General features: G+C 66.4%; 3 protein-coding genes and 1 pseudogene. 3 read left to right on the top strand and 1 reads right to left on the bottom strand.

The window, feature by feature from the left end:
* Nucleotides 1-223: 223 nt before the first annotated feature.
* Nucleotides 224-1,024 (top strand): substrate-binding periplasmic protein, encoded by an 801-nt coding sequence (locus tag ACMGGG_RS15745; protein WP_054894775.1) that lies wholly within the window; start codon nt 224-226, stop codon nt 1,022-1,024.
* A 64-nt stretch (nt 1,025-1,088) separates the two neighbouring features.
* Nucleotides 1,089-2,111, top strand: coding sequence for a GNAT family N-acetyltransferase (locus tag ACMGGG_RS15740; protein ID WP_414154031.1), 1,023 nt, complete (start codon nt 1,089-1,091; stop codon nt 2,109-2,111).
* An 80-nt stretch (nt 2,112-2,191) separates the two neighbouring features.
* Here the strand turns inward: ACMGGG_RS15740 and ACMGGG_RS15735 are convergent, their stop codons facing one another.
* Nucleotides 2,192-2,725, bottom strand: a complete 534-nt coding sequence (locus tag ACMGGG_RS15735; RefSeq protein WP_054894776.1) for an RNA polymerase factor sigma-70 — start codon at nt 2,723-2,725, stop codon at nt 2,192-2,194.
* 317 nt (nt 2,726-3,042) lie between these two features.
* Between ACMGGG_RS15735 and ACMGGG_RS15730 the strand changes: the two are divergent.
* A pseudogene (locus ACMGGG_RS15730) lies at nt 3,043-15,997 on the top strand (non-ribosomal peptide synthetase).
* Nucleotides 15,998-16,035: the final 38 nt, after the last annotated feature.

Raw genomic sequence — 16,035 nt, 5'->3', positions numbered from 1 at the left:
TGCTCATGTACTCCAGTACACTCCGCTTCCTCCCCCCGTTTCGCCTTGTCTGGCCTTCGCGCAGACACATTTCAGACAGACCCTAGAGCGTAGCCAATCCAGAACCCTTACGGCATCCCCTGGCAGAATGCCGCTATTTTGGCATAACCAGCGGTTGTGCCCTGACAGGAAAACGCCTAGCTTAGGCGCATCAAGGTCCACGCCCGTGATTTGAGTGCCTCACTTGACGCCACTGCCCGCCCTCAAGGCCCTGTCATCCCTGATGATGCTCGCTGCACTGTGGCTGGCCGGCTCGGCCTGTGCCGCCGAAATGGTGGAGGTGCGGATCGGGGCTGCGCATTTCCCGCCTTATACGGTGCGTCCGGAGCAGGGGGCCGATACGGGCCTGTTGCCGCAGCTCGCCGAGGCACTGAACCAGCTCCAGGCCGGTTACCGTTTCGTTCTGGTGCCGACCTCGATCCCGCGTCGTTTTGGTGATTTCCAGCAGGGGCGCACCGACATGGCGATCTTCGAGAACCCGCAATGGGGTTGGCAGCAGATCCCACACACGGTAGTCGACATGGGCCTGGAAGATGCCGAGATCTTCGTCGCCCATCGTCAGGCAGGGCGTGACCAGCATTATTTCGATGACCTCAAAGGCAAGCGCCTGGCGTTGTTCAATGGCTATCACTACGCGTTTGCCGATTTCAATCCCGACCCTGAGTACTTGAAGAAGACCTTCCGGGCCATCCTCTCCTATTCCCACGACAGCAACCTGTCGATGGTGCAACGCGAGCGTGCGGACATTGCCCTGGTGACCCGCTCGTACCTGAGTGACTACCTCAAGCGCAACCCGGCCAAGGGCAGCGAGCTGCTGGCCTCGGATCGGGTCGATCAGGTCTACCATCACTACGCGCTGCTGCGGCCTGGTGCGCCGATCCGCGCCGAAGTCTTCACCCAGTTGATGCAGCGCCTGCGCGACAGCGGTGAGCTGGCAGCGCTTTTCGGCCCTTATCGGATCACCGTGCAAACGCCGAACAATTAAATTCGCGGGCTGCGATCACGTTCAGACACTTGAGTGTGATTCCATTTTTCCGTGAGCCATGACCATGCCTTTCGACGCTGCTTCGACGCCGTTTTCCCTTCCTCGATGGCACAGCCTGCAAGGCGACGAGACCGGTTCCCGGTTGAGTCTGACCCTGGAGGGGCGCCCGCTGATCCAGGTACGCCTGGTGCCCGCCGACCCTGTGCAGGTTCACCTGGAAACCGTCTGCCCGGATCGCGGCGTCCAGGCCCTGTGGGCTGCCTGCTACTGGCTGCTGTCGCGCGATCCCGCCTGCCAGCGCCTGGCCTGGCATGTGCCGAAGGCGCCAGCGTGGGTACCGTCGTTGCTGGCGAGCGGCCTGCTGGTGCCCAGCGAGCAAGCGCACGTGTTGATCTGCGAGCGAGCGCTGTTCTGGCAGTTGCCGCAGCCCTGGCTTGGCGAGGTACAGAGCGGTGTCTACCCGCAGCAGATGCAGATCAGCAACGGCAAGCGCCATCCACGCCGCGCCCCCAAACCCCGGGGCGAGGTGTATCGCCGTTTCGATGCGCGCCTGGGGGCGTGGGTGTCGCTACGCACCCTGGAAGTCGAGCAGGACCTGGCGCGTTTCAACCGTTGGCAGAACGACCCCCGTGTCGCGCACTTCTGGCAGGAGCAGGGCAGCCTGGAGCAGCACCGCGAATATCTGAGCAAGCTCGAGGCAGACCCGCACACCCTGACACTCATCGGCTGTTTCGACGATGAGCCGTTCGCCTACTTCGAAGCCTATTGGGCCAAGGAAGACCGCATCGCGCCGTTCTATCCGGCCGACGACTACGACCGCGGTATCCATATGCTCGTGGGCGAACAGGCGCATCGCGGCCCGCACAAGGTGGCGAGCTGGATGTCGGCGCTGGTGCACTACCTGTTCCTCGACGACCCGCGCACCCAGCGCGTCGTCGCCGAGCCGCGCGCCGACAACGGCAAGATGATCGGCTACATGCACGATCAGTGCTTCCACTGCGACAAAGAGTTCGATTTCCCGCACAAGCGGGCGGCGCTGATGATCCTGGGGCGTGAGCGTTTCTTCGATCGTTGCACGCTGGTCTAGCGGCGCGCAGGGCGTGGGCCGCTGTGCGGCCCGATCACGCTGACAGGTGCCGTGCGGTGCGCGCGATACCTGTGAGGCGGTCAGCCCTCGGCCTGGCGGCTGTTCTTGCGGCAGTGGATCAGCGCGTCGCGGATCATGAAGTTGACCAGCGTTGGTGAGACCCCGAGCTCCTTGGCGATGTCTTTTTGCGGCACGCCGTGCAGGCGGTACATCTCGAACGCGTAGCGAGTGCGCTGGGGCAGCTCGTTGAGCGCTTCGGCGATGTGCTCGAGGGTCGCCAGGTTGATGTGGGTGGCTTCTGGCGAGGCATTCTGGATCACCACGTTCATGCCTTCTTCCTCGCTGCCCGAGTACTTCAGCTCCATCGCCTGCTTGCGGTAGTGGTCGATGGCCAGGTTGCGCACGATCTGGAACAGGTAGCTGAGCTGGGCCTTGAACGATGACGTGATTTGCGGCGCGGAACCGAGCCGGAAGAAGGCATCCTGCACCACATCCTCGGCGCGCGACCGACAGCCCGTGATACGGGCGGCAATCTTGACGAGGATGCTGCGATTGTCGACGAACGCCTGGAGTAATGGTGAATCGCACTTACTTGTGGATAGTTGTTCCGCCATGGAAATCACCTTGTCTCTGTGAGGAAAGGGAGCACACCGATTAGTCATGCTTCCTACAACGTGCGACAAACTATTCAGAATGATAATGATTGTCAAATACAGAAGTAAGTGAGTCTCTATTCGATTGCGGTCTAAGCTGCACGCCCTCCATGACCCCTGTGTGAACGTCGTTCGCAGGCCCGCGACGTTTCTAATTATTTCTCCGGCCCATCCGTTCCCCTGTGTACATCCGGCCGCCGACTGCCGCCCGCCCGACGTGCCTTGCGCACCTGGCCCGGCCCCGGCCCGACTTACCCAGACACTGGCAGGAACACTCCATGACGGACGCCTTCGAACTCCCGCTCACGCTGGTCCAGGCCCTGGCGCAACGCGCCGCGGCGACCCCGGACCGGATCGCCTTGCGCTTTCTGGCCGACGATCCCCGCGAACAGGCGGTGCTCAGCTACCGCGAGCTGGACCTGCGCGCCCGTACCATCGCCGCCGCCCTGCAGGCCCGTGCCACGTTCGGCGACCGGGCGATCCTGCTGTTTCCCAGCGGTCCGGACTATGTCGCGGCATTCTTCGGCTGCCTGTATGCCGGAGTGATCGCAGTGCCAGGCCTATCCGCCGGAGTCTTCGCGCCAGCACCATCAGGAGCGGCTGCTGTCGATCATCGACGATGCCCAGCCGCGTCTGCTGCTGACGGTAGAAGCGCTTCATGACAGTTTGCAGGGCCTTGATGCTCTGGCGACGGATGCCGCCCCGGGCCTGCTGGCGGTGGACCGCCTGGCCCCTGAGCTGGCCGACGACTGGCGTGAACCGGCGCTGGCCGGCGAGCACATCGCCTTCCTGCAGTACACCTCTGGCTCCACCGCGCTGCCCAAGGGTGTGCAGGTCAGCCATGGCAACCTGGTGGCTAACGAGCAACTGATCCGCCAGGGTTTTGGCATCGACCTCAACCCTGACGATGTGATCGTCAGCTGGCTACCGCTGTACCATGACATGGGCCTGATTGGCGGCCTGCTGCAACCGATCTTCAGCGGCGTGCCCTGTGTGCTGATGTCGCCGGGCTACTTCCTCGCCCGGCCCCTGCGCTGGCTGCAGGCGATCAGCGAATACGGTGGCACCATCAGTGGCGGCCCGGATTTCGCCTACCGCCTGTGCAGCGAACGGGTCAGCGAAGCGGCCTTGGCCGGGCTCGACCTCAGCCGCTGGCGGGTGGCCTACTCCGGTTCCGAGCCGATCCGCCAGGACAGCCTCGAGACGTTTGCCGGCAAGTTCGCCGCCTGCGGCTTCCAGGCGAGCAGCTTCTTCGCCAGCTACGGGCTGGCCGAAGCCACTCTGTTCGTCAGCGGCAGCCGACGCGGCCAGGGCATTGGCGCGCTGGAGCTCGATGCCGAGGCCTTCGCCGCCAACCGCGCCGAGCCTGGCAAGGGCAGCGTGCTGATGAGCTGCGGCTATCCGCAGCCGGGCCATGCGGTGCGTATCGTCGAACCGCAGCAACTGGCGGTGCTGGGCGATAACCGGGTGGGCGAAATCTGGGCCGGCGGCCCGAGCATTGCGCGGGGCTATTGGCGCAACCCCGAGGCCACGGCGCGTACCTTTGTCGAGATGGACGGCCAGATCTGGCTGCGTACCGGCGACCTGGGCTTCATGCGCGATGGCGAGGTGTTCGTCACCGGGCGGTTGAAGGACATGCTGATCGTGCGCGGCCAGAACCTCTATCCGCAGGATCTGGAGAAGACCCTCGAGCGTGAGGTCGATGTGTTGCGCAAAGGGCGCGTGGCGGTGTTCGCCGTGGACGATCGAGGCGAAGAGGGCATCGGCGTGGCGGTGGAAGTCAGCCGCAATGTGCAGAAGGCGATGCCTGCGCAAGCGCTGATCAAGACCCTGCGCCAGGTCATCGCCGACGCCTGCCGCCAGGCGCCGGCCGTGGTCTTGCTGCTCAACCCGGGGGCGCTGCCCAAGACCTCCAGTGGCAAGCTGCAGCGTTCGGCCTGCCGTCTGCGCATGAGCGACGGCAGCCTCGATTGCTATGCTCGCTTCCCGGCAGATGCCGCGTCCTCCGAGCGGGGTGCCAGCGGCGATGCCCTGCAGATGCGCATTGCGGCGGTATGGCGCGACCTGCTCAAGGTCGAGGCGGTGACGGCGGACGATCATTTCCTGCTGCTGGGCGGCAACTCCATCGCCGCCACCCAGGTCACCGCGCGGCTGTCCGACGAGCTGGGTGTCACGCTCAGCCTGCGTACCCTGTTCGAAGCGCCTGTACTGGCCGACTACAGCGCGGCAGTGGCCTGCGTGCTGGAGCTAGGCGGGCAGGGCACCGGCGCCATCGCCGCCCTCGATCGCGCCAAGGCATTGCCGCAGTCGCTGGCGCAGAACCGACTGTGGTTGCTGTGGCAACTGGAGCCGCAGTCCGCTGCCTACAACATCCCTGCCGGCCTGCACCTGCGTGGCGAACTGGACGAGGCAGCGCTGCAGGCGAGCTTCCAGGCGCTGGTCGAGCGTCACGAATCCCTGCGCACGCGCTTCAGCGAAGTGGATGGCGAGGCCCTGCAGCATGTGCTGGCGCATGCCGACTTTGCCTTGCAGCGTGTCGATCTCGAAGGGGTGGACGCCAGCGAGGTCGCCAATCGTCGCGAGCATGAGGCCCGCCAACCCTTCGACTTGCTCCAAGGGCCGCTGCTGCGCGTGACCTTGGCGCGCCTGGACGATGAAGAACACCAGTTGTGGGTAACCCTGCATCACATCGTCGCCGACGGCTGGTCGCTGAATATCCTGCTCGAGGAGTTCGCCCGACTCTACACCGCCCACTGCCAGGGCCAGCAACCCAATCTCGCGCCCCTCGCGCTGGGCTACGCCGACTACGGCACCTGGCAGCGCCAGTGGCTGGCAGAAGGTGAGGCTGCACGTCAGCTGGAATACTGGAAGGCGCAACTGGGCGACGAATTGCCGGTACTCGACCTGTGCACCGACCATCCACGCTCGGCGCTGGGCGAGCAGCGCGCTGCGCGCCTGAACATGAAGGTGCCCGCCAAACTCGGCGAAGCTCTCAAGGGCCTGGCCCGTGACCAGCAGGCCAGCCTGTTCATGGTCCTGCTGGCGGGCTGGCAAGCCTTGCTGCAGCGCTACAGCGGCCAGTCCGACATCCGCGTCGGCGTCCCCAACGCCAACCGCCCGCGCCTGGAAACCCAGGCCATGGTCGGCTTCTTCATCAACACCCAGGTCATGCGTGCCGAGTTCGACGGCCGTACGCCGTTCGACCAGTTGCTGGCCCAGGTGCGTGAGCGCACCCTTGGTGCCCAGGCGCACCAGGACCTGCCGTTCGAGCAACTGCTCGAAGCGCTGCCCCAGGCCCGTGAGCAGGGCCTGTTCCAGGTCATGTTCAACCACCAGCAGCGCGACCTGTCCGCGCTGCGCCGCCTGCCCGGACTGCTTGCCGAAGAGCTGCCGTGGCACAGCCGCGAGGCCAAGTTCGACCTGCAACTGCACAGTGAGGAAGACCACCAGGGCCGGCTGACACTGGCCTTCGACTACGCCGCCGAGCTGTTCGACGCCAGCACCGTCAAGCGCCTGGCCCAGCACCTGCTGGCGCTGCTCGAACAGGTCTGCGCGCAACCGCAGCTGGCCGTGGGCGAAGTGCAACTGCTGGATGAGCCAGGCCGCGCGCAACTGCTCGCCTGGGGGCAGGCCCCTGCCGAGCCCGCCAGAGCCTTGCTGGTCGAGCAGCTCAACGAGCAGGCACGCCTGACACCGGAGCGCGTCGCCCTGGTGTGGGAGGGCGGTCAGCTCGACTACGCCAGCCTGCACCAGCAGGCCAACCGCCTGGCTCACTACCTGCGCGACAAGGGCGTCGGCCCGGACACATGCGTGGCCATCGCGGTCGAGCGCTCGCCGCAACTGCTGGTCGGCCTGCTGGCGATCCTCAAGGCGGGCGGCGCCTATGTACCGCTGGATGTCGACTACCCGGCCGAACGCCTTGCCTACATGCTCGCCGACTGTGGTGCGGGCCTGCTGCTGAGCCAGAGCACCCTGCTCGAGCGCCTGCCCCAGGTCGAGGGCGTCAGTACCATCGCGCTGGACCAGTTGCACCTGGACACCTGGCCCAGCCAGGCCCCGGGCCTGCGCCTGGAAGGCGAGCACCTGGCCTATGTGATCTATACCTCCGGCTCCACCGGCCAGCCCAAGGGCGTGGGCAACACCCATGCTGCCCTGGCCGAACGCCTGCAATGGATGCAGGCCACCTATGCGCTGGACGACCGCGACGTGCTGATGCAGAAGGCACCGATCAGCTTCGACGTGTCGGTGTGGGAATGCTTCTGGCCGCTGGTCACCGGCTGCCGCCTGGTACTGGCAGGCCCTGGTGAGCACCGCGATCCGCAGCGCATCGCCGCACTGGTGCAGCAGCATGGCGTGACCACGCTGCACTTCGTGCCGCCGCTGTTGCAGGTGTTTGTCCAGGAGCCGCTGGCCGCAGGTTGCACCAGCCTGCGTCGGCTGTTCTCCGGCGGCGAGGCGCTGCCTGCCAGCCTGCGCGACCGGGCCCTGGCCTTGCTCCCCCAGGTGCAGTTGCACAACCGTTATGGCCCGACCGAGACCGCGATCAACGTCACCCACTGGCACAGCCAGCGCGAGGATGGCGAGCGCTCGCCCATCGGCCGTCCACTGGCTAATGTGCTGTGCCGTGTGCTGGATGATGAATTCGAACTGACCGCACCGGGCGTGCCGGGCGAACTGTGCCTGGGCGGCGCGGGCCTGGCCCGTGGCTATCTGGGACGTCCGGGACTCACCGCCGAGCGTTTCGTGCCGCAACCCGATGGCGACGGTCAGCGCCTGTACCGCAGCGGCGACCGCGCGCGCTGGCTGGTGCACGACGGTGCGCTGGAATACCTCGGGCGCCTCGACCAGCAGGTCAAGGTGCGCGGCTTCCGCGTCGAGCCTGAAGAAGTCCAGGCCGTGCTGCTGGCCCAGCAAGGTGTCGAGCAGGCGTTGGTGCTGATCCACCGCGACGCTGTCGGCGCGCAGTTGGTCGGTTACTACAGCGGCGTCGAGCAGAGCGCCGCCTTGCTGGCGACCCTCGGCGCGCAACTGCCCGCCTACATGGTGCCAGCGCAGTTGGTTCACCTCGCGCAGATGCCCTTGGGCCCGAGCGGCAAGGTCGATCGCAAGGCGCTGCCGGCGCCGGTCTGGCAGCAACGCCAACACGTCGAGCCGCAGTCCGCGCTGGAGCGGCAAGTGGCGGCGATCTGGCGCGAGGTGCTGAACCTGCCCCAGGTAGGCCTGCAGGACGACTTCTTCGCCCTCGGTGGCCACTCGCTGCTGGCCACCCAGATCGTTTCGCGCTGCCGCCAGGCCTGTGACGTCGAGCTGCCGCTCAAGGCGCTGTTCGAGGCCAGTGAGCTGGGTGCCTTCTGTGCCGAGATCGCGCGGATCCGCGCCAGCGGTGGTTGCAACCTGCAGGGGGCGATCACCCGTGTCGATCGCCGTCAGGCCGTGCCGCTGTCCTACTCGCAGCAGCGCATGTGGTTCCTCTGGCAGATGGAACCGGACAGCCCTGCGTACAACGTCGGCGGCATGGCGCGTCTATGCGGCGCGCTGCATGTGGACGCTTTCGAACGTGCCCTGCAGGCGTTGATCGTCCGCCACGAGACCCTGCGCACCACCTTCCCCAGCATCGATGGCAAGCCCTACCAGTGCGTGGCCGACGACAGCGGCCTGCACCTGGACTGGCAGGACTTCAGCGCGCTGCCGGCCGACAATCGCCAGCAGCGCCTGCAGCAACTGGCCGACGAGCAGGCGCACCAGCCGTTCGACCTGGAGCGTGGTCCGTTGCTGCGTGCCTGCCTGGTCAAGGTGCAGGAGCGTGAGCACTATTTCGTCCTGACCCTGCACCATATCGTCACCGAAGGCTGGGCGATGGACATCTTCGCCCGTGAGCTGGGCGAGCTTTACGAAGCCTTCGTCGACGAGCGCGAATCGCCGCTGCAGCCGCTGCCAGTGCAGTATCTGGACTACAGCGTCTGGCAGCGCCAGTGGCTTGAAGGCGGGGAGGGCGCGCGCCAGCTCGACTACTGGAAAGCGCGCCTGGGCGACGAGCATCCGGTCCTGGCACTGCCGACGGACCGCCCGCGCCCAGCGGTGCAGAGCCATCGCGGCGAGTTGTATCGCTTCGACCTCGATCCGGCGCTGGTCGAGCGTGTGCATGCGTTCAACAGCCAGCGCGGGCTGACCCTGTTCATGACCATGACCGCCACGCTGGCCGCACTGCTGCACCGCTACAGCGGCCAGCGCGACCTGCGTATCGGCGCGCCGGTGGCCAACCGCATCCGCCCGGAAAGCGAGGGGCTGATCGGTGCCTTCCTCAACACCCAGGTGCTGCGCTGCGAACTGGATGGGCAGATGAGCGCCGCCGCACTGCTCGAGCAGATGCGTCAGACCATCATCGACGGCCAGTCGCACCAGGACCTGCCGTTCGAACAACTGGTCGAAGCCCTGCAGCCGCCGCGCAGCAGTGCCTACAACCCGCTGTTCCAGGTAATGTGCAACGTGCAGCGCTGGGCCTTCCAGCAAAGCCGAACCCTGGCAGGCATGCAGGTGGACTACCTGGTCAACGACGCCAGCGCCACCAAGTTCGACCTGTACCTGGAAGTCACCGACCTGGACGGCCGGCTCGGCTGCTGCCTGACCTACAGCCGCGACCTGTTCGATGAGCCGCGCATCGCGCGCATGGCCGAACACCTGCAGCAGTTGCTGGCGGCGATGCTCGAAGATCCGCAGCAACGCCTGTGCGAGCTGCCGATGCTGTCGGGTGCCGAGCAGCAGGAGCTGGTCGGGCAGCTTCAGGGCGAACAGGATTTCGATCTTGACCAGACCCTGCACGGGCTGTTCGCCGCCCAGGTGGAGCGCACGCCGCAGGCGCGGGCCTTGACCTTCGCCGGCCAGCACCTGAGCTACGCCGAGCTCGATCAGCAGGCCAACCGTCTGGCCCGAGCCCTGCGTGAGCGCGGAGTTGGCCCGCAAGTGCGGGTGGGCCTGGCGCTGGAGCGCTCGTCGCAGATGGTGGTCGGCCTGCTGGCGATCCTCAAGGCCGGTGGCGCCTATGTGCCGCTCGATCCGGAATACCCGCTCGAGCGCCTGCACTACATGATCGAGGACAGCCGCCTGGAACTGCTGATCGGCCAGCGCGAGCTGCTCGCGACCCTTGGCGAACTGCCGGCCGGTGTCGTCACCTGGAGCCTGGAGGACGACGCAGCGTCGCTGTCCGCCTACAGCGATGCGCCACTGGACAACCTCAACCTGCCGCAGCACCAGGCCTACCTGATCTACACCTCCGGCTCCACCGGCAAGCCCAAGGGCGTGGTGGTCAGCCATGGCGAGATCGCCATGCATTGCCAGGCGGTGATCGCCGACTTCGGCATGCGCAGCGACGATTGCGAGCTGCATTTCTATTCGATCAACTTCGATGCGGCCAGCGAACGCCTGCTCACGCCGCTGCTGTGCGGGGCACGTGTGGTGCTGCGCGCCCAGGGGCAATGGGGCGCCGAAGAGATCTGCGACCTGGTGCGCGAGCAGCAGGTGAGCATTCTCGGTTTCACCCCGAGCTATGGCAGCCAGCTGGCGCAGTTCCTGGCCGGGCGTGGCGAGCAACTGCCTGTGCGCCTGGTGATCACCGGCGGCGAAGCGCTGACCGGCGAGCACTTGCAGCGCATCCGCCAGGCCTTCGCCCCGCAGCAATTCTTCAATGCCTACGGCCCGACCGAAACAGTGGTCATGCCGCTGGCGTGCCTGGCCCCCGAAACCTTGTCGGCCGATGCGGGCAGCGTGCCGATTGGCCGCATGATCGGGGCGCGCACCGGCTACATCCTCGACGAGGACCTGGCGCTGTTGCCCCAGGGCGGCATCGGTGAGCTGTATGTCGGTGGCGCGGGCCTCGCCCAGGGCTATCACGATCGCCCGGGGCTGTCGGCCGAACGTTTCGTCGCCGACCCCTTCAGCCATGACGGTGGCCGGCTGTATCGCACCGGCGATCTGGTGCGCCTGCGCGCCGACGGGTTGGTCGAGTACATCGGCCGCGCTGACCAGCAGGTGAAGATCCGTGGTTTCCGCATCGAGCTGGGCGAGATCGAAAGCCGCCTTCAGGAGCACGCCGATGTCGAGGAGGCCGTGGTTCTGGCCCTCGACCTGCCGGGCGGCAAGCAACTGGTGGGCTACCTGGTCTGCGCTCAGGCCAAGGCGAGCAGTGATGCCCAGGCGCACCTGCGCGAGGCGGTCAAAGCCCATGCACGGCAACACCTGCCCGACTACATGGTGCCTGCGCACCTGGTACTGCTCGATCGCCTGCCGCTGATGGGCAATGGCAAGCTCGACCGTCGTGCGCTGCCAGCGCCGGATCTCGAGCAGGCACACCAGCTGTACCAGGCGCCGGCCAATGAGTTGGAGGCGCAGTTGGCGCAAATCTGGCGCGAGGTGCTCAATGTCTCGCGCGTGGGTGTGCAGGACAATTTCTTCGAACTGGGCGGTGACTCGATCCTGTCGATCCAGGTGGTCAGCCGCGCCCGTCAGTTGGGCCTGCAGTTCACCCCGCGCGACCTGTTCCAGCACCAGACCATCCAGACCCTGGCAACCGTGGTCACCCACGGCGCGGGGCCAACGCATGTGGAGCAGGGGGCGCGTCAGGGCCGTATCGGCCTGACGCCGATCCAGCATTGGTTCTTCGACAGCGAAGTGCCGCAGCCGCAGCACTGGAACCAGGCTGTGCTGCTCGAAGCACGCAAACCGCTGCTCGCTGACCGGCTTGAGGCCGCGCTGGCGGCGCTGGTGCAGCATCACGACAGCCTGCGCCTGCGCTTCACCCAAGTGGCTGGCCGCTGGCAGGGGGAATACGACCAGGCCGGCGCCCAGCCGCTGCTGTGGACGGCGACCGTCGCTGACTTCGACGATTGCCAGGCGCTCTATACCGACGTGCAGCGCAGCCTCGACCTGCAGCAAGGGCCCCTGTTGCGCGGCCTGCTGCTGAGCGATGGCGCAGGCGCGCAACGCTTGTTGCTGGCCATCCATCACCTGGTGGTCGACGGCGTGTCCTGGCGTGTATTGCTGGAGGACCTGCAGGCGCTGTACCGCGGTGAAACCCTGGCGGCCAAGACCCATGCCATGGGCGACTGGTCGGCGCGCCTGGCCAGCTATGCCGGCAGCGACTCGCTGCGTGACGAGCTGGGCTGGTGGGAGGGACAGCTGGGGCGTGTGCGCCGCGAGCTGCCGTGCGATCACCCGCAGGGCGGTAACCTGCACCGCCATGCGCGCACCTTGGCCATCGAGCTCGACACCGAGCAGACCCGCCAACTGTTGCAGCAGGCGCCAGCGGCCTATCACACCCAGGTCAACGACCTGCTGCTGACCGCTCTGGCGCGTACCCTGAGCCACTGGAGCGGCGATGAGCAGGTGCTGGTACAGCTCGAGGGGCATGGGCGCGAAGGGCTGTTCGAAGATATCGACCTGACCCGTAGCGTCGGCTGGTTCACCAACGCCTATCCGCTGAGCTTGAGCCCGGCAACCGGCGACGACGATGCCGCGCGCAGTGCGTCGATCAAGGGCATCAAGGAACAACTGCGTCAGGTGCCGCACAAAGGGCTGGGTTATGGTGTGCTGCGCTACCTGGCCGATTCTGCGGGGCGTGAGCGCATGGCGGCGTTGCCACAGGCGCGCATCACCTTCAACTACCTCGGGCAGTTCGACCAGCAGTTCGACGCCAATGCCGTGTTCCAGCCGCTGGATGCCCCTGCGGGGCTGGCCCATGACCCGGACGCGCCACTGCCCAACTGGCTGAGCGTGGATGGCCAGGTCTATGGCGGTGCCTTGCAACTGCGCTGGACCTTCAGTACAGAGCGCTACGACGAGGCGACCATCGCCGAACTGGCCGAAGCCTATCGCCAGGAACTGCTGGCGCTGGTCGCCCACTGCCTGGTCGAGGGCAACGGCAGCTTCACGCCGTCGGACTTCCCGCTGGCCCAACTGACCCAGGAGCAGATCGACACGCTGCCGGTGCCGGCTGGCGAGATCGAGGATGTCTACCCGCTGACGCCAATGCAGGAAGGGCTGCTGCTGCACACCCTGCTGGAACCCGGCACCGGCATCTACTACATGCAGGACCGCTACCGCATCAACAGTGCGCTGGAGCCGGAGCGCTTCGCTCAGGCCTGGCAGGCGGTGGTGGCGCGCCACGAGGCCCTGCGCGCGTCGTTCAGCTGGAACGCCGGCGAAGCGATGCTGCAGATCATCCACAAGCCCGGCAAGACCGCCGTCGACTACCAGGACTGGCGCGACCTCGACGACGCCAGCCAGGAAGCCCGCCTGCAAGCCCTGCACAAACAGGAGCGTGAGGCCGGATTCGAGTTGCTGCGCGAGGCGCCGTTCCACCTGCGCCTGGTGCGCGTGGCCGATGAGCGCTACTGGTTCATGATGAGCAACCATCACATCCTCATCGATGCCTGGTGTCGCTCTTTGCTGATGAGCGATTTCTTCGAGATCTACCAGGCGCTGGGCGAAGGCCGTGCCGCGCAGTTGCCGGTGCCGCCGCGCTATCGCGACTACATCGGCTGGCTGCAGCGCCAGGACCTGGACGAAGCACGCCAGTGGTGGCAGGCCAACCTGGCCGGCTTCGAACGCGCCACGGCGATCCCCAGCGACCGCCCGCTGCGCCATGACCACGCCGGGGACGGCATGATCGTCGGCGATTGCTACACCCGCCTCGAGGTGAGCGAGGGGGCGCGTCTGCGTGAACTGGCGCAGGCTCATCAACTGACCGTCAACACCTTCGCCCAGGCGGCCTGGGCACTGGTACTGGCCCGCTACAGCGGCGAGCGCGACGTGGTGTTCGGGGTGACCGTTGCCGGGCGCCCGGTGGGCTTGCCGCAGATGCAGCGCACGGTCGGGCTGTTCATCAACAGCATCGCCTTGCGCGTGCAGCTGCCGGCGGCCGGCGAGCGCCAGAGCGTGCGTCAGTGGCTGCAAGGCCTGCTCGATCGCAACATGCAGTTGCGTGAGTACGAGTACCTGCCGCTGGTGGCGATCCAGGAGTGCAGCGAGCTGCCCAAGGGGCAGGCGCTGTTCGACAGCCTGTTCGTGTTCGAAAACGCGCCGGTCGAGAGCAATGTGCTTGACCACGCCCAGCACTTGAACGCCAGCTCCGACTCGGGCCGTACCCACACCAACTTCCCGCTGACGGCGGTGTGCTACCCGGGCGACGACCTGGGCCTGCACCTGTCGTTCGACCAGCGCTACTTCGACTACCCGACCGTCGAGCGGCTGCTGGCCGAATTCAAGCGTCTGCTGCTGGCGCTGGTCGAAGGCTTCGAGGGTGAGGTCCAGGCACTGCCACTGCTGGGTGCCGACGAGCAGCGCTTCCTCCTCGAGGACTGCAACCGCACCGAGCACGCCTATACCTTGGAGCAGAGCTATGTCGAGCTGTTCGAGGCACGCGTTGCGGCGCACCCCGAGCGTATCGCCGCCCGTTGCCTGGAGGCGTCCTACGACTATGCCGGGCTCAACCTGGCCGCCAACCGCCTGGGACATGCGCTGGTCGCAGCCGGTGTAAGCATCGATCAGCCCGTTGCCCTGCTGGCCGAGCGTGGTCTGCCGCTGTTGGGGATGATCGTTGGCAGCTTCAAGGCCGGTGCGGGTTACCTGCCGCTGGATCCGGGCCTGCCCCCCGCGCGCCTGCAGCGTATCGTCGAGCTCAGCCGCACGCCGGTGCTGGTGTGCAGCGCCGCCTGTGCCGAGCAGGCGGGTCAGTTGCTCGACGAGCTGAGCGGGGCGGTACGGCCGAAGCTGCTGGTGTGGGAGGATATCCAGGCCAGCCAGGTCGCTGGCCACAACCCGGGTATCCACAGCGGGCCGGACAACCTGGCCTACGTGATCTACACCTCGGGCTCCACCGGGCTGCCCAAAGGCGTGATGGTCGAGCAGCGCGGCATGCTCAACAACCAGCTGAGCAAGGTGCCGTACCTGGCGCTGGACGAACACGATGTTATCGCCCAGACCGCTTCGCAGAGCTTTGACATCTCGGTGTGGCAGTTCCTGGCAGCACCGCTGTTCGGGGCCCGTGTCGAGATCGTGCCAAATGCCATTGCCCACGATCCCCAGGGCTTGCTGGCGCATGTCCAGGCCAGCGGTATCACCGTGCTGGAAAGCGTGCCTTCGTTGATCCAGGGCATGCTGGCCAACGATCATCAGGCATTGGATGGCCTGCGCTGGATGCTGCCGACCGGCGAGGCGATGCCTCCGGAGCTGGCCGCCCAGTGGCTGGAGCGCTATCCGCAGATCGGCCTGGTCAACGCCTATGGTCCGGCCGAATGTTCGGACGATGTGGCGTTCTTCCGTGTCGATGCCGACTCGACCCGCGGCAGCTACCTGCCCATCGGCACCCCGACCGACAACAACCGCCTGTACCTCTACGGCGAAGAGCAGACGCTGGTGCCGTTGGGCGCGGTGGGCGAGCTGTGCGTGGCCGGCACGGGGGTCGGTCGCGGTTATGTTGGCGACCCGGTGCGTACGGCCCTGGCCTTCATCCCGCATCCGCATGGAGCGCCGGGCGAGCGCCTGTATCGCACCGGCGACCTGGCGCGGCGCCGTGCCGATGGTGTGCTCGAATATGTCGGGCGCATTGACCACCAAGTGAAGATCCGCGGCTACCGTATCGAGCTTGGCGAAATCGAAGCGCGCCTGCACGAGCAGCCGCAGATTCGCGATGCGGCAGTCGGTGTCCAGGAGGGCGCCAATGGCAAGCATCTGGTTGGCTACCTGGTAGCCCACCAGGGCGTGGTGGCCGATGCCGGTCTGCTCGAGCAGATCAAGCAGCGTCTGCGTGCCGAGTTGCCGGAGTACATGGTGCCGCTGCACTGGGCCTGGTTCGATAACCTGCCGCACAATGCCAATGGCAAGCTCGATCGCAAGGCGCTGCCGGTCATCGAGATCGGTGCCCAGCACAGCCAGGACTACCTGGCGCCGCGCAGCGAGCTGGAAGAGACCCTGGCCGCTATCTGGGGCGAGGTGCTCAAGGCTGAGCGGGTCGGGGTGCGCGACAACTTCTTCGAACTGGGCGGGCACTCGTTGCTGGCCACGCAGATTGCCTCACGCGTGCAGAAGCGCCTGCAACTGAATGTGCCGCTGCGGGCGATGTTCGAGTGCAGCACCGTGGAAGAGCTGGCGGCGTATGTCGAAGGGTTGCAGGGCAGTGCGTTGGATGAGGATAAGGTGGATCGGTTGAGTGATCTGATGGCGGAGTTGGAAGGGTTGTAACAGGCACGACACCAGCGCGGGCAAGCCGCGCTGGTGTC

Source organism: Pseudomonas sp. BNK-44-b (genome assembly GCF_047456245.1).
GTDB lineage: Bacteria > Pseudomonadota > Gammaproteobacteria > Pseudomonadales > Pseudomonadaceae > Aquipseudomonas > Aquipseudomonas machongensis.
The sequence above is the reverse complement of the archived record's forward strand: the minus strand, read 5'-3'. Positions and strand labels throughout refer to the sequence as shown.